This is a genomic window from Ectopseudomonas khazarica, from assembly GCF_017915135.1.
GTDB classification, from domain to species: Bacteria; Pseudomonadota; Gammaproteobacteria; order Pseudomonadales; family Pseudomonadaceae; genus Aquipseudomonas; species Aquipseudomonas khazarica.
The window spans coordinates 270,826-284,424 of sequence record NZ_CP068551.1 but is presented as its reverse complement, the minus strand read 5'-3'; the positions used below and the strand labels follow the sequence as shown (position 1 = coordinate 284,424).

The 13,599-nt window shown below is 66.3% G+C and carries 18 protein-coding genes; 9 read left to right on the top strand and 9 right to left on the bottom strand.

Annotated features, from left to right (window positions below):
• Window positions 1-105: 105 nt before the first annotated feature.
• Window positions 106-753, top strand: coding sequence for an FKBP-type peptidyl-prolyl cis-trans isomerase (locus JLK41_RS01360; protein WP_210390184.1), 648 nt, complete (start codon window positions 106-108; stop codon window positions 751-753).
• Between the two features lie 48 nt (window positions 754-801).
• Here JLK41_RS01360 and JLK41_RS01355 read toward each other — a convergent pair whose 3' ends face one another.
• From JLK41_RS01355 to JLK41_RS01315, 9 genes are all read right to left on the bottom strand, one after another.
• A complete protein-coding gene (locus tag JLK41_RS01355) occupies window positions 802-1,275 on the bottom strand; it encodes an Rsd/AlgQ family anti-sigma factor (protein WP_037052822.1) in 474 nt (157 codons plus the stop codon).
• A 96-nt stretch (window positions 1,276-1,371) separates the two neighbouring features.
• Window positions 1,372-1,578: a hypothetical protein gene (locus tag JLK41_RS01350; RefSeq protein WP_134677865.1), complete on the bottom strand. Its 207-nt coding sequence runs from the start codon at window positions 1,576-1,578 to the stop codon at window positions 1,372-1,374.
• A 2-nt stretch (window positions 1,579-1,580) separates the two neighbouring features.
• Window positions 1,581-2,072 (bottom strand): disulfide bond formation protein B, encoded by a 492-nt coding sequence (locus JLK41_RS01345; RefSeq protein ID WP_037052820.1) that lies wholly within the window; start codon window positions 2,070-2,072, stop codon window positions 1,581-1,583.
• Between the two features lie 151 nt (window positions 2,073-2,223).
• Window positions 2,224-3,471, bottom strand: coding sequence for a heme biosynthesis HemY N-terminal domain-containing protein (locus JLK41_RS01340; protein WP_037052818.1), 1,248 nt, complete (start codon window positions 3,469-3,471; stop codon window positions 2,224-2,226).
• Window positions 3,468-4,598 carry a uroporphyrinogen-III C-methyltransferase gene (locus JLK41_RS01335; protein WP_210390183.1) on the bottom strand — a complete coding sequence of 377 codons (1,131 nt, stop codon included), beginning with the start codon at window positions 4,596-4,598 and terminating at the stop codon, window positions 3,468-3,470. Before JLK41_RS01335 ends, JLK41_RS01340 begins: the two co-directional genes overlap by 4 nt.
• A 12-nt stretch (window positions 4,599-4,610) precedes the next feature.
• The gene (locus tag JLK41_RS01330; protein WP_210390182.1) at window positions 4,611-5,384 is read right to left on the bottom strand and encodes a uroporphyrinogen-III synthase; all 774 of its coding nucleotides are present in this window, start codon (window positions 5,382-5,384) and stop codon (window positions 4,611-4,613) included.
• Window positions 5,381-6,319: a hydroxymethylbilane synthase gene (gene hemC / locus JLK41_RS01325; RefSeq protein ID WP_210390181.1), complete on the bottom strand. Its 939-nt coding sequence runs from the start codon at window positions 6,317-6,319 to the stop codon at window positions 5,381-5,383. Before hemC ends, JLK41_RS01330 begins: the two co-directional genes overlap by 4 nt.
• A gap of 93 nt (window positions 6,320-6,412) precedes the next feature.
• Window positions 6,413-7,159: a LytR/AlgR family response regulator transcription factor gene (locus JLK41_RS01320; protein WP_037052808.1), complete on the bottom strand. Its 747-nt coding sequence runs from the start codon at window positions 7,157-7,159 to the stop codon at window positions 6,413-6,415.
• Window positions 7,156-8,238 carry a sensor histidine kinase gene (locus JLK41_RS01315; RefSeq protein ID WP_047584422.1) on the bottom strand — a complete coding sequence of 361 codons (1,083 nt, stop codon included), beginning with the start codon at window positions 8,236-8,238 and terminating at the stop codon, window positions 7,156-7,158. The genes JLK41_RS01320 and JLK41_RS01315 overlap by 4 nt, the downstream gene beginning before the upstream one ends.
• Before the next feature lie 233 nt (window positions 8,239-8,471).
• On the opposite strand from JLK41_RS01315, the gene argH reads away from it, so the two are divergent.
• From argH to JLK41_RS01275, 8 genes are all read left to right on the top strand, one after another.
• Window positions 8,472-9,866: an argininosuccinate lyase gene (gene argH, locus JLK41_RS01310; protein WP_037052802.1), complete on the top strand. Its 1,395-nt coding sequence runs from the start codon at window positions 8,472-8,474 to the stop codon at window positions 9,864-9,866.
• Window positions 9,867-9,894: 28 nt separating this feature from the next.
• On the top strand, window positions 9,895-10,137 hold the full coding sequence (locus JLK41_RS01305) for a hypothetical protein (protein WP_210390180.1): 243 nt from the start codon (window positions 9,895-9,897) through the stop codon (window positions 10,135-10,137).
• A gap of 61 nt (window positions 10,138-10,198) precedes the next feature.
• Window positions 10,199-10,726 carry a shikimate kinase gene (locus tag JLK41_RS01300; protein ID WP_244976464.1) on the top strand — a complete coding sequence of 176 codons (528 nt, stop codon included), beginning with the start codon at window positions 10,199-10,201 and terminating at the stop codon, window positions 10,724-10,726.
• A gap of 11 nt (window positions 10,727-10,737) precedes the next feature.
• Window positions 10,738-11,217, top strand: coding sequence for a GNAT family N-acetyltransferase (locus JLK41_RS01295; RefSeq protein WP_037052794.1), 480 nt, complete (start codon window positions 10,738-10,740; stop codon window positions 11,215-11,217).
• Window positions 11,218-11,290: 73 nt separating this feature from the next.
• Window positions 11,291-12,043: an endo alpha-1,4 polygalactosaminidase gene (locus JLK41_RS01290; RefSeq protein ID WP_206596757.1), complete on the top strand. Its 753-nt coding sequence runs from the start codon at window positions 11,291-11,293 to the stop codon at window positions 12,041-12,043.
• Window positions 12,044-12,070: 27 nt separating this feature from the next.
• A complete protein-coding gene (locus JLK41_RS01285; RefSeq protein WP_037052791.1) occupies window positions 12,071-12,346 on the top strand; it encodes a hypothetical protein in 276 nt (91 codons plus the stop codon).
• Between the two features lie 98 nt (window positions 12,347-12,444).
• A complete protein-coding gene (locus JLK41_RS01280) occupies window positions 12,445-13,251 on the top strand; it encodes a substrate-binding periplasmic protein (protein ID WP_244976463.1) in 807 nt (268 codons plus the stop codon).
• Window positions 13,248-13,502, top strand: coding sequence for a TIGR02647 family protein (locus JLK41_RS01275; RefSeq protein ID WP_037052786.1), 255 nt, complete (start codon window positions 13,248-13,250; stop codon window positions 13,500-13,502). The genes JLK41_RS01280 and JLK41_RS01275 overlap by 4 nt, the downstream gene beginning before the upstream one ends.
• Window positions 13,503-13,599 lie beyond the last annotated feature (97 nt).

Below are 13,599 nucleotides of genomic sequence, written 5' to 3'. Positions count from 1 at the left end.
AGCAGATACACGCAGGCACTGGCATAATCGCCGGGATACTGTGTCGCCTCCGCGCGAGCCACAGGAAATGCACACCAGCCCGCATCCTGATCCGGAGACATCGCCATGCGCCGCGCCGCACTCGCCACCCTTGCGCTCTGCTGCTGCCTGACCGTACAGGCCGACCAGCACCAGCAAGACCTGGCCTACAGCCTCGGCGCAAGGCTCGGCGAGCGACTGAATGCAGAGGTACCGGACCTGCCCCTGGACGCGCTGGTCGAGGGCTTGCGCCAAGCCTACGACGGCAAGCCGCTGCGCCTCGACAGCGCCCGTATCGAACAGCTGCTCGATGAGCACGAAGCGCGCATCGCGGCCTCGCCGCAACGCCATGCCAAGGCTATCGAAGCGGAACAGCGCTTTCTCGCCGAGCAGCGCCAGCGCCCCGGCACCCGGGTGCTGGAGAACGGCGTGCTGGTGAGCGAGCTGGGCAGCGGCAGTGGCCCGACGCCCTCGGCACGTAGCCGGGTGCAGGTGAGCTATCGCGGTTCGCTGGCAGACGGCAGTGTCTTCGACGAGAGTGAGACGCCACAGTGGTTTCGCCTGGACAGCCTGATCGCCGGCTGGCGCAGCGCACTGCTGCAGATGCCCAAGGGCGCGCACTGGCGCCTGGTGATTCCGTCGAGTCAGGCCTATGGCGAGGAAGGTGCGGGTGATCTGATCCCCCCCTACGCGCCGCTGGTGTTCGACCTGCGCCTGCTCGACGTCGCCGACTGAGCGGCAACGTGCGGCCCGGAATCTCCGGGCGCTATCGGCACCCGAGGTTCAGAGCGCTTCGGCGGCCTGTTCCTGGTGGGCGGTGTGCAGCACCTCGATCAGGCAGTCTTCCAGCTCGAAGCGCTCATGCAGCAGCTGACCCAGACGCTCGAGCTCTGCCACCAGCGAGGCGCTGTCGCGGCAGTCACCGTTGTCACAGCGATCATTGAAGGCCAGCGCCACGGCGGTGATCGCCTCGAGACGCGGGTAGATGCGCTTGGCCAGCTCCAGGCCGCGCTGATCGTTGAAGGCCTTGGCCTCGCTGGTCAGCTGTTCGTAGACCTCGAAATGGCCTGCCGACACATAGTCCACCAGCAGCTCGCAGAAGCCCTGCAGAGACTCACCATTGATGGCCGGCGCCTGCGGTGCCTTGGTCAGGGCAGCGTAGGCCTGCACCAGTTCGCGTCGCTCACCCAGCCAGCGATCGATCAGCTGGTGAACCCCGCCCCAACGTTCCTGTGCGTTCCGACAACTCTCAAGCATGATGAACCTCGCTTCCCTTATCGATAAGGCCTGTTATACGTCCACTCCGGGACGTTCTTATGACCTGCGACCCTGGCGGCCACCCTTCGGGCGTCGCTACGCGACGTTGAAAATCATTCCCGACGATTTTTTGTCAATCGGTGCTTGTTCTTGGGAAGGCAACCGCAGAATGGCGTTTTTCCGACGATGCGTGCGAGCCAGATTATGCTCGTGGGCAGACACCATCAAGGCACTGCCACGAGAAATTTCATACGAGCGTTTGAGCAGCAAGCCACAGGCCTCGCGGCCTGCAGCAATACGCATTCTCAATCGCGACGCAGAAGCTGCAGCAGGCAGAAACCGATCATGCCGATGAAGCCGAGCAGGCTCCACTCGGGAATGCTCATGCCGAACAGCGTCCAGTTCACTTCGGCGCAATCGGCACTGCCCTGGAACACCAGTCGCACGATGTCCTGCAGCGGCAGCGCTTCCATCATGAACTCGAGGCTCGGCAGGCAGGCTTCGAGCTGGTCGGCCGGCACGCTCTGCAGCCAGATCTGCCGACCTGCGGTGGCGGCACCGGCGACGGCGAACAGCAGCGCCAGCACGGCATAGACACGCCGACCCAGGCGGCCCGGACCATGGAGCGAGGCGATCAGGCAGACCACACCGAACAGCACCACGCAGATACGTTGCAGGATGCACATCGGGCAGGGCTCGAGGCCGACGACATGTTCCAGATAGAGCGCAGCCGCCATCAGCAGTACGCAGCCGATGAATGCCAGGAAAAACAGGGGACGCGGACTGGCCAAGTGCATGGTGGCTCCGGGAAGGAAATCGAGGGCAGTACGGTAGAGGAAAGCGAGGGCGCCTTTCAAGGCGCCCGGCAACACGCGGCAGGCTATTCATCGCGCGGAAACGCCCCTCCGTCAGGGCGGCGCGCCTGCCGCGGCAATCGGCCGCAGCCGATCAGGCATTGGCCCCCTGCGGTTGCGGCAGCGGCGGCAGGCCCTGATGCAACAGGCCGAGACTTTCCAGCAACAGCTGATTGCTGCGCTCCAGCTCACCCAGTTGTGCCAGCAGGCGCGCCAGTTCGGCGCAGGTTTCCGGGTGCCGTTCCAGCTTCAGGCTGCTCTCGAAATAATCGCGGGCCTTGCCCCAGAGCTGGTTCTGCAGACACAGCCGGCCCAGGGTCAGCAGCAGGGCCGGGTCCTGCGGATGCTGCTTGAGCCAGAGTTCGGCCGTCTGCAGCTGACGCGCCGGATCAGCGCCACGCAGCACGCCATAGAAACGCGCCAGACGGCTGTCGTAGCCACGCTTGAGGGCACTGCGCAGGACTTCTTCGGCCTCTTCCTGGGCGCCGAGACGACGCAGTTGCTCGACGTAGGCGGCAATCAGCTCAGGCTCCTGGCGCAACGGCGCAGACAGCTGCTGCCAGGCCTGGGTCAGCGGTTGCAGCGCCGTTTCGCCCTGCCCCTGCCCGGCAAGCCCGGCTTCGCCCAGGCGCCCACGCCAGGTTTCGCGCTCCAGTTCATCCAGCTCGGCGGCCGGCAGGGCTTTCTCCTTGCGCAGCTCCGGCAGCAGACCGAGCAGCGCCGACCAGTCCTGACGCTGCAGGTACAGACGCTGCAACTGGCGCAACACCAGGTGATGCCCCGGGTGACGCTCGTGCATCGCCTGCAGCGTGTCCAGCGCAGCGTCCATGTCGCCACGGCTGCGCTGCAGCTCGGCGTGGGTCAGGGCGATGGCCAGCTCGGCCTGCGGCTGCCGGTTCAGGGCCTGCTCGAGCAGCGCATCGCTCTGTTCGTGCTGGCCGAGCTTGTTCGCCGCGCGCGCGGCGCCGAGGTAGAACATCAGCGGCTGGCTGTCGGCCTCTGCGGCACGGGTCAGCTGACGTTGCGCACGCGCCCAGCGGCCCTCCGCCAGGTCGAGCATGCCCTGCTCGGAAGCCAGGCGTACGCGACGGTTGCGATGCAGGCGCGACCAGGGGTTGGCCAGGCGCGTCGAGCTGAGCAGCAGGCGCAGCAGCCATTTGCCCAGGTAGTAGACCAGCACCACGGCCAGCAGCAGGCCGAGAAACGCCCACAGGCCGGACTGGTAGCGGAACCCCTTGTAGGCGAACAGCACGTAGCCGCGGTCGGCCTCGATGGCCAGACTCAGCAGGTACAGCCCCACCGCGACGGCCAGCAACAGCAGGAGCCAGATCAGGCGTTTCATTGCGCCTCCCCGGCCGCTGCGGCCCCCTGCCGACGCTGCGCGTGCTTGCGCTGCAAGTAGGCTTGCAGGGCGTCGAGCGACTCGCTCAGGTCGGGCACCTTGACGTCGACGCGGGCATCGGCCAGTTCGCTGAAACGCTGGCGCAGCGCGCGGCTGTCGGGGTTATCCAGGTTGAAGTGCGCGTCGAGGATGTCCTCTGCCTGCTTCAGCGACTGCCGGTACACGCCGGCCTGGCCATGCAGGGCCGCCCATTGCGCCTGCTCCAGTGCCAGCGAGAGGCTCAGGCGTACCTGCGACAGGCTCTGCCCCGAGAGCAGTGGCCGCACGTTGCGGTCCGCGTCGAACTCGATACGGAAGTACTGCGACAGGTCTTTCAGCCAGTCACTCCACCAGGCGCTGCCGTCGTTCTCTGCAGCCAGTTCGGAGAGCACGTCGCCCTGCCCGTCGAGGCTTGGCGCCAGCGGGTTGAGCGTGGCCGCCTGCTCACGCAGGGCGCCCAGCTGCAGGAACAGGCCGACGCGATCGGGGCGCTCGGTGGTACGCAGGGCTTCCAGGCTGCGACTGAGCTGTTCGCGGGCACCGAAGGCCGCGGGGTCATCCTGATCGCGGAGGATCTCGTCGGCGGTCTGCACCAGCGCTTCGGCACTGGCGACATCCTGCAGGGCGGACAGACGCAGGGTGGCGAGGCGCAGCAGGTGCTCGGCCTCGTCCAGGCGCCAGTCCTGCCGGGTGCCGTCGAGCACCGATTCCAGGCGCTGGCTCATGCGCTGCTGATCGGACTGCACATTGGCCAGAAGACGGCGACGCTCATCCAGTTCGGCCGCGCTGGGCAGGGCCGACAGGCGCGAGTCGAGGCGCTGGGCAAGCTCGTCGACCTTCTTCGCGCTGTCGTCTCGGGTACGCTGCAGGTCCGCGGATTGCTGCTGTTCCCGGCCCTGTATCTGTTGCAGCTGCCAGAGGCTCCAGCCGCCGGCACCGGCGCCAGCCAGGCCGACCAGCAGAGCGAAGGCCGCGAGGCCGGTGCCACCGCCTTTGCCTGGGGTCTTCGCGGGGGGAGTGGCGGTGCTGTTCACGGCTGCGCTGGCCGTTTTTTCTTCTGGCGTATTCGGGGTGGATGCTTCGCTCACGTATCCGTCCTTTTAGAGGGCGGCAGCCGGAAACTGCTCCAGAGCTGCCTGCAAGGCCGCGGCACTGGCGCCACGACAGTCCACAACGATCTCCGCGCCCGCACGGCGTGCCTGCTCGGCGACACGCGGGCTGGGTACGAACAAGGGTAGCCGAGCCAGGCTCGGCCAGTCACCGCCGGCCAGCTGCAGCAGATGCTCGAACCCCTGCCCACTGCTGACCACCAGGCCGTTCAGGCGTTCCGCCCGCACCCTGCGGCCCAGCTCATCCGGCGCGTACTGCGGCAACGCGCGGCGGTACAGTGGCAGATAGTCGACTGTCACACCTTGGCCGCGCAAGCATTCGGCAAGAAATTCTCGGCCACCCTCGCCACGCAGGATCAGTACGCGCGGCGTGGCGGCGGCGGCAATGGCCTGCTGCAGCGCCGGCAACGCGAGCAGCGCCTCGCTGTCGTCACCGGTCGGCGGGTAATGGCTGTCCAGGCCCGCTTCATCGAGCAGCGCGGCGGTCGCGGCGCCCACGGCGAACCAGGGTTGCGCCGGCGCAGGCTGCGGCCCATGCCGCTGCAGCAGGGCCAGGCCCAGGCGCGCCGCCGGCTTGCTGACCACGATCACCGCGCAGTAGCGCTGCAGATCGCGGAAGGTCTGTTGCTGCTCGACGCTCTCGGCCAGCGCCTCGATCGCCAGCAACGGCATGCAATGCCCGTATACGCCATGCGCTGCAAGCGTCCGCGCCAACGCGGCACAGTCATCGGTCGGACGCGTCAGCAGCAGGCGCCAGGCGCTCACGGGTGGCCGGCCTCACCGTACACGGCCTTGAGAATCGCATCGGCGCCCTGTGCCAGCAGGGCCTCGGCGACGCGCACGCCCAGCGCCTCGGCATCGCTGCTGGCGGCGCGCTCCTCGGCACGCAGCAGCAGACCGCCATCGGGCTGGCCGACCAGGCCACGCAACCACAGCTGGTCACCTTCCAGCAGCGCATAACAGGCGATCGGCACCTGGCAACCGCCATTGAGGTGCTTGTTCAGCGCCCGCTCGGCCGTCACGCGCAGCGCCGTTTCAGGGTGATGCAGCGGTGCCAGCAGGGCATGCAGGTCGCTGTCGGCCGTGCGGCACTCGATGCCGACAGCGCCCTGGCCACCGGCGGGCAGGCTGTCTTCGGCACTGAGCGAACTGCGGATACGGGCTTCGAAACCCAGGCGGATCAGGCCGGCTGCAGCGAGGATGATGGCGTCGTACTCGCCGGCATCGAGCTTGGCCAGGCGGGTATTGACGTTGCCGCGCAGGAACTGGATCTTCAGATCGGGACGCCGCGCCAGCAGCTGGGCCTGGCGCCGCAGGCTGGAGGTGCCGACCACGCTGCCGGCGGGCAGCGCATCGAGGCTCGCGTAGGTGTTGGAGACGAAGGCGTCACGCGGGTCTTCCCGCTCGCAGATGCAGTACAGGCCCAGACCTGCCGGGAAGTCCATCGGCACGTCCTTCATCGAGTGCACGGCGATATCGGCCTCGTTCTCCAGCAGCGCGGTTTCCAGTTCCTTGACGAACAGCCCCTTGCCGCCGATCTTCGCCAGAGGTGCGTCGAGCAGCTTGTCGCCACGACTGACCATCGGCACCAGGCTGACCTTGAGGCCCGGGTGGACCTGTTCCAGGCGGGCTTTGACATATTCGGCCTGCCACAGGGCCAGGGCGCTCTTACGGGTGGCGATGCGAATTTCGCGAGACATGGGGGCAATTCCAGAAAACGGATTGCCGCGAATCATAACAGGCTCGCCCAGTGCCGGCTGGAGGAGGCGGCCATCGGCCGCAGCCGGCGCCCGCTACAGCGACTGCATCAGCTTGCGCACACCGGCCACGTGGCGGCGGCTGACCACCAGCGAATCACCGTCGAGCCCCTTGAGGTAGAGCTGGAAGTGTCCCAGCGGGGTGCGCTGCAGGCGCTCGATGCGCTCGCGGGCAACCAGTGCATTGCGGTGGATGCGCACGAAGCGGTCACCGAATTCGTCTTCCAGCGCCTTGAGCGGCTCGTCCAGCAGCACCTCGCCGCCCTCGTGGCGCAGCGTCACGTACTTGTGATCGGCGATGAAATAGACCACGTCATCCAGCGGGATCAGCTCGATGCCTTTGCGTGTGCGGGCACTGATATGGGTGCGCGGGCCGCCACCGGTTTCCGCTGCGGGGCGGGTCAGCGCCGCCAGTTGCACGCGGTTGGGCCGCTCCGCCTTCTTCAAGGCTTCGCTGAGATTCTCGGCGCGCACCGGTTTCACCAGGTAGCCGACGGCACTGACCTGGAACGCCTCCAGGGCGAACTCGTCATGGGCCGTGCAGAAGATCACCGCTGGCGGCGCTTCGCGCTCGCACAGCCTGGCGGCCACCTGCAGGCCATCGAGGCCGGGCATGCGGATATCGAGCAGGACCACGTCCGGCTTCAGGCTATCGATCAGGGTCAGGGCTTCCTCACCGTTGCTCGCGGTGGGCTCCAGGACCCGATAACCCTCGAGCTCACCGACCATGCGGCTGAGGCGCTCGCGGGCAAGGGGTTCGTCATCGACGATCAGGACATTCATATTGCTCTGGCTTCCTGCGTGAGTCTCGCACAAGGATAGCGTAGACAGCTGTAATGACGGCCGTCACGGCGCTCCACGCTGAGACTCGCGCGCGACCCAAAAAGTGCCGCTAGACGCGCATCGATATTGCTCAGCGCCTGATGCGTTCCCCGTGACGGTTGCTGCTCGCCCCGCTCTTCATACGGATTGCTGACACACAAGCTGAACACACCATCCTGGTAATCCGCCTCGACCCGCACCAGCCCGCCTTCGATTCGCGGCTGGATGCCATAGATCAGCGCATTCTCCAACAGAGGCTGCAGGGTCAGCTGGGGAATCGGCAGATCCTCCGGCACGCCTTCGACCTCCCACTGCAACTGTAGACGCTCGCCGAGCCGATAGTGCTCGATCGACAGATATCGTTTTGCCAGTTCCAGTTCCTCCTTCCACGACACCAGGCTGCCGGGCTTGGCCAGACTGGCGCGAAACAGATCGGACAGATCCAGCACCGCCTGCTCGGCCTTGTGCGGATCGAGCGTGACCAGGCTGGCGATGCTGTTGAGGCTGTTGAACAGGAAGTGCGGACGGATCCGCGCCTGCAAGGACTCGATGCGGGCACGCAACTCGGCCTGTTCCTGACGACGCCATTGGCTCTGCAGATAGAAATAGCGTAGCAGCAGTGCGGACATGATCAGGCTGATCAGGGCATGACGCAGGTACAGGTTCACCTCGCCATTGCGTGGCAGCGGTCCGCCCAGGTCGTAATAGTCGGCGACCGCCGTGCAACTGAGGGTCAGCAGCACCACCAGCATGCAGCACAGGCTGCCCGCCAGCGCCGGGCGCAGGCGCGCCAGCAACGGCCGCAGGCGGCACATGACGGCGGCCGACAGCAGGACGATCCACTGCACGAACAGCGAGGTCAGCGCCAGGCGCACCCAGTCGAATCCCGGTGTCATGGGTTCGGCCAGCACCAGGACCAGTACCAGCAGCTCGGCCAGCAGCACCATGCTCAGCAGCGCTTCCGGCTGGCACAGTTCGGGGACGAAGAAGTCGTCGACCGCGGCGTTGTGATTGTTCTTGGCAAACGATTGAGTGTGCATCGACGCAGTTTCCGTGTCGCCTCGCGGGCCGGCAAGACGGGCGGCTCCAGCCGGGCAAAATAAAGCACCGAAATGCCGTCTTCGGAACAAATTTGTGAAGCAGCCGACACCGCCGCTTCCTTGCCAAAGGCGAACGTGGCTCGGCGAAACGCGCGCCGACCCTGTTATTATCGACGGACTTTGTCCGCCATGCTGGCCGTCGAAAGCGGCTTGCCCGATCCAGAGCCCGAACCATGAGCAGCGAAAAAACCAACCAATCCTGGGGCGGCCGCTTCAGCGAGCCCGTCGACGCCTTCGTCGCCCGTTTCACCGCCTCGGTCGAATTCGACAAGCGCCTCTATCGCCACGACATCATGGGCTCCGTCGCCCACGCCACGATGCTGGCCAAGGTCGGCGTACTCAGCGCCGACGAGCGTGACGCCATCATCGACGGCCTCAAGCAGATCCAGGCCGAGATCGAAGCGGGTCAGTTCGACTGGCGCGTCGACCTGGAAGACGTGCACATGAACATCGAGGCGCGCCTGACCGATCGCATCGGCGTGACCGGCAAGAAGCTGCACACCGGCCGTTCGCGCAACGATCAGGTGGCCACCGATATCCGCCTGTGGCTGCGTGACGAAATCGACAGCATCCTGGCCGAGATCACCCGCCTGCAGCAGGGCCTGCTGGGCCTGGCCGAAGCCGAAGCGGACACCATCATGCCCGGTTTCACCCACCTGCAGACCGCCCAGCCGGTAACCTTCGGCCACCATCTGCTGGCCTGGTTCGAGATGCTTTCGCGCGACTACGAGCGCCTGGTCGACTGCCGCAAGCGCACCAACCGCATGCCGCTGGGCAGCGCCGCACTGGCCGGCACCACCTACCCGATCGCCCGCGAGATCACCGCCGAACTGCTGGGCTTCGACGCCGTGGGCGGCAACTCGCTGGACGGCGTATCCGATCGCGACTTCGCCATCGAATTCTGCGCCGCCGCGTCGCTGGCGATGATGCACCTGTCGCGCTTCTCCGAAGAGCTGGTGCTGTGGACCTCCGCGCAATTCCAGTTCATCGACCTGCCGGATCGCTTCTGCACCGGTTCCTCGATCATGCCGCAGAAGAAGAACCCGGACGTCCCCGAGCTGGTGCGCGGCAAGACCGGCCGCGTGTTCGGTGCCCTGACCGGCCTGCTGACCCTGATGAAGGGCCAGCCGCTGGCCTACAACAAGGACAACCAGGAAGACAAGGAACCGCTGTTCGATGCCGCCGACACGCTGCGTGACAGCCTGCGCGCCTTCGCCGACATGGTCCCGGCGATCAAGCCGAAGAAGGACATGATGCGCGAAGCGGCGCTGCGCGGTTTCTCCACCGCCACCGACCTGGCCGACTACCTGGTACGCAAGGGCCTGCCGTTCCGTGACTGCCACGAGATCGTCGGCCACGCCGTGAAATACGGTGTGCAGACCGGTAAGGACCTGGCCGAAATGAGCCTGGACGAGCTGCGCCAGTTCAGCGACCAGATTGGCGACGACGTATTCGCCGTCCTGACTCTGGAAGGCTCGGTCGGCGCCCGCGACCATATCGGCGGCACCGCACCGAACCAGGTACGCGCTGCCGTGGTACGTGGCCGGGAACTGCTGGCGAACCGCTAGACATTTTCCCAGGGAAAAGGACTTCCCCATGATCGAGCTGCTGCTACGCGGCCTGCTGGTGTTGGTCGAGCTGATAGCCGAAGTCATTGTCGACTACGTCCTCTATGGCACAGGCTGGCTGGTCCTGCGATTACTGACCCTGGGCCGCTACCCCGATCTACCGCTGCGTGTGGCCGACCCGATGGGCTCACGCAGCGCCTGGATCGCGGCGTTCGGTTTCCTCTGCCTGGTGGGCGCAGCGCTTGCCTGGCTGACACTCAGCCATGGTTGACCCCGTGCCACCGACTACCTGCCCGACAGGGCCTATCGCACCCGGCCGCCGAATCTCGGTGGTGGGTTGTTCGGGCGCCGGGAAGACCACGCTTTCCCGGCGCCTGGCTCGGCACCTGGGCTATCGCCACGTCGAACTCGACGCGCTGTACCACCAGCCCGACTGGCAGCCGCTCCCCGACGAGGAATTTCAGCGGGCCACGCACGAGGCGCTGCAAGGTGACGGCTGGGTGGTCGAAGGCAACTACTCGCTCGTGCGCCCGCAGGTGCGCGAACGCTCGGACATGGTGATCTGGCTGGACCTGCCCCGGCGCGAGGTGATGCGCCAGGTGATCTGGCGTACCCTGCGCCGCCTGGCGACGCGAGAAACGCTGTGGAATGGCAACCGCGAGCGCTGGAGCAACCTGTTCAAGCTGAACCCGCGCGCCTCCATCCTGGCCTGGGCCTGGACCCGCCATCCCGTCTACCGCCAGCGCTATGCCGAGGAAATGCGCAACGCACCGCCGTCGTGTCAGTATCTGCGCCTGGACTCCCGCCAGGCCATCAACCGCTTCCTGGCGAGTCTGCCGCCAGCCGAAGACCGCCCCTGAGAGTATTCGCCATGCCCCTGACCATCCGCCCCGCCACCCCTGACGACGCCGAGCTGATCCTGCGTTTCATCACCGACCTGGCCATCTACGAGAAGGCCGAGCAGGAGGTGAAGACCGATGCCGCCGGCATCCGCGACAGCCTGTTCGCCGAGGGCAGCACCGCCCATGGTCTGATCTGCGAGAACGCCGGCCAGCCGATCGGCTATGCCGTGTACTTCTTCAACTACTCCACCTGGCTGGGCAAGCATGGCCTGTACCTGGAAGACCTCTACGTCAGCCCCGAGGCCCGTGGCCTGGGCGCCGGCAAGGCCTTGCTGCGCCACCTCGCGCAACTGGCCGTGGCACGCGACTGCGGTCGTTTCGAATGGTCGGTGCTGGACTGGAACACCCCGGCCATCGATTTCTACGAATCCTTCGGCGCCCGTCCGCAGAGCGAATGGACCACTTATCGCCTGACCGGCCAGGCCCTGCTGGATTTCGCTGCCGGCTGACGGCAGCCCGCTGGCCGCGTCCCGCCCCCTGACCTATGGTGATTACATCTCCCGCCACCGAGTGCAGAGCATCATGCGTACCCTACTCGCCTTGATCAGCGTCCTCGCCCCTGCACTGTCCCCGGCGAGCCCCATTCCCATTCCGGCCGATGCATCCTGGCACATGCAGCTCGACGGCAAGCTGCAGACGCCGGATCGGCAGGTCTATGACATCGACCTGTACGACACGCCGACGCAGACCATCACCGCACTCAAGGGTGGTGGTCGCATCGTGATCTGCTACTTCAGCGCCGGCACCTGGGAAGACTGGCGCAGCGATGCCGCCAGCTATCCGCAGGAAGCCCTCGGCAACGAGCTGGCGGACTGGCCGGGCGAACGCTGGCTGGACCATCGCCGCGACGACGTGCGCCAGCTGCTGGCCAAGCGCCTGGACCTGGCCGCGGCCAAGGGCTGCGACGGCGTCGACCCCGACAACGTGGATGGCTACAGCAACGACAACGGTCTCGACCTGACCGAAGAGCAGCAGATCGACTTCAATCGCTGGCTGGCCGAACAGGCGCGCAGTCGCAACATGAACGTCGGGCTGAAGAATGCCGTGGAGCTGCTTCCCGTGCTCGGCGAGCATTTCGACTTCGCCATCAACGAGAGCTGCTACCGCTACAAGGAGTGCGACGGCTACGACCACATGCGCAGCCAGGGCAAGGCCATCTTCATCGCCGAGTACCGCACCTTCAACGACAACCTTTGCAGCAAGGCCGCCACCTCGGGCTTCCGCCTGCAATACTTCAAGCGCAGCCTCAAGACCGTCGGCATACCCTGCGACTGAGCCTGCCCACCCACACCAAGAGGCAACATGAGCGACAACATCGAGCAAGAAGACGAAGCCTTCGCCGAGGCCACGCTGGTCCAGGCCATCGAGAACCAGCTGGAGAACGGTGAGCCGGCGGCCGCCCAGGCGGTCTACAACAAGCTGACCCTGGTCGGCTACGAGCGCGAGGAGATTCTCGAGCTCATGGCCCTGGTGCTCGCCCATGAAGTCGACGCCATGCTGCGTGACGACCGCCCCTTCGATGGCGCCTGGTACGAGCAGGCCCTGCGCGCCCTGCCGACGCTGCCGGAAGAAAACTGAAGGCGGATTGATCCAGGCCACTGGTCGGGTTGGCAGGTAGATTGCTACTTTCACAGCCATTCCCGGCCAGAAAGGCGCGCCCCGCGATGGTCTGCTCCTTGCCACGACTCGTCACCCTGCTTGTCCTGTCGCTCTGGCTGAGCGCCAGCGGCATCGCGCGCGCCGAAGTGGTGCGTATCGGCGCCGAAGATGACTGGTACCCCTACACCGCCTGGCGCGACGGCAAGATCGAGGGCATGTCCGCTGACATCGTCCGTGCCGCGTTCGCGGTCAGCGAGACGCCCATCGAACTGATGCCCTACCCCTACTCGCGCTGCATGGAGCTGACCCGCACCGGCGCCCTGCCCGCCTGCTTCAACACCACGCCGGACCCCGGCATCCGCGCCGCCTACCTGCTGCCGCGGCAGGCGCTGTTCAGCGACAACATCCTGCTCTGGGGCCCCGTCGGAGAAGCGCCCGTCGAGGACCTGTCGGCGCTAGTCGGCAAGCGCGTGGCCGTCACCATCGGCTACACCTACGGCGAGCACTTCGACAACTACCCGGGCATCCGCCGCATCGCGGTGCGACGCGACATCAATGGCTTCCTGATGCTGCAGCGTGGCCGGGTGGACTATGTCATCGCCTTTCGCGGCACCACCCAGGCACTGCTGCGAGAGCGCCCGGAGCTGGCCGGGCAGTTCGCGGCCCTGGCGACCGTCCATCGCCCGCAGCTGTACCTGACCTTCTCGCGCCACAACGCCCAGGCCGCCAGCCTGCTGCAGCGATTCGACGAGGGCATGCAGCGCATCAGGCAGGACGGCACCTACCAGCGCATCCTGGAGAAATGGCAACTGGCCGACGGGCAGACCGGGCCGCAGGGCTCTACACTGCACGAACGCCATAACAACAAGACGGAGTCACCATGAAGTCATTCGACGCTGACCTGATCGACGAGCTGGAAATCCTCGCCCTGTACAACCTGGACAATCACCAGGAAGGACTCAAGGTGCACAACAACGCTTCATTCAAGGCGCAGGGGGCGATCACCCGCCTGCATGAGAAAGGCCTGGTCAGCCAGGCCGATGGCGGCTACCTGACCAGCCTCGGCATCGACGCCGCCGAACACGCCCAAGCCCTGCTCACCATCCTCGCGAAGCGCCAGACGACCGCGGCCTGAGACGCACCCCGGCAGTCTCGCGGGTAGCCTGCTGCGCCCCACGACACGCCCCTCAGCTGGACCTGCCCGCCGGCCGCCCTCAAGAGGCATGCCCGGC

What these genes read in the sequence shown, in the direction of transcription:
- JLK41_RS01360 (WP_210390184.1), top strand. Translation starts at nt 106, where the DNA reads ATGCGCCGCGCCGCACTCGCCACCCTTGCGCTCTGCTGCTGCCTGACC.
- JLK41_RS01355 (WP_037052822.1), bottom strand. Translation starts at nt 1,275, where the DNA reads ATGCTTGAGAGTTGTCGGAACGCACAGGAACGTTGGGGCGGGGTTCAC.
- JLK41_RS01350 (WP_134677865.1), bottom strand. Translation starts at nt 1,578, where the DNA reads ATGCGTATTGCTGCAGGCCGCGAGGCCTGTGGCTTGCTGCTCAAACGC.
- JLK41_RS01345 (WP_037052820.1), bottom strand. Translation starts at nt 2,072, where the DNA reads ATGCACTTGGCCAGTCCGCGTCCCCTGTTTTTCCTGGCATTCATCGGC.
- JLK41_RS01340 (WP_037052818.1), bottom strand. Translation starts at nt 3,471, where the DNA reads ATGAAACGCCTGATCTGGCTCCTGCTGTTGCTGGCCGTCGCGGTGGGG.
- hemC (WP_210390181.1), bottom strand. Translation starts at nt 6,319, where the DNA reads ATGTCTCGCGAAATTCGCATCGCCACCCGTAAGAGCGCCCTGGCCCTG.
- JLK41_RS01320 (WP_037052808.1), bottom strand. Translation starts at nt 7,159, where the DNA reads ATGAATGTCCTGATCGTCGATGACGAACCCCTTGCCCGCGAGCGCCTC.
- JLK41_RS01315 (WP_047584422.1), bottom strand. Translation starts at nt 8,238, where the DNA reads ATGCACACTCAATCGTTTGCCAAGAACAATCACAACGCCGCGGTCGAC.
- argH (WP_037052802.1), top strand. Translation starts at nt 8,472, where the DNA reads ATGAGCAGCGAAAAAACCAACCAATCCTGGGGCGGCCGCTTCAGCGAG.
- JLK41_RS01305 (WP_210390180.1), top strand. Translation starts at nt 9,895, where the DNA reads ATGATCGAGCTGCTGCTACGCGGCCTGCTGGTGTTGGTCGAGCTGATA.
- JLK41_RS01295 (WP_037052794.1), top strand. Translation starts at nt 10,738, where the DNA reads ATGCCCCTGACCATCCGCCCCGCCACCCCTGACGACGCCGAGCTGATC.
- JLK41_RS01290 (WP_206596757.1), top strand. Translation starts at nt 11,291, where the DNA reads ATGCGTACCCTACTCGCCTTGATCAGCGTCCTCGCCCCTGCACTGTCC.
- JLK41_RS01285 (WP_037052791.1), top strand. Translation starts at nt 12,071, where the DNA reads ATGAGCGACAACATCGAGCAAGAAGACGAAGCCTTCGCCGAGGCCACG.
- JLK41_RS01275 (WP_037052786.1), top strand. Translation starts at nt 13,248, where the DNA reads ATGAAGTCATTCGACGCTGACCTGATCGACGAGCTGGAAATCCTCGCC.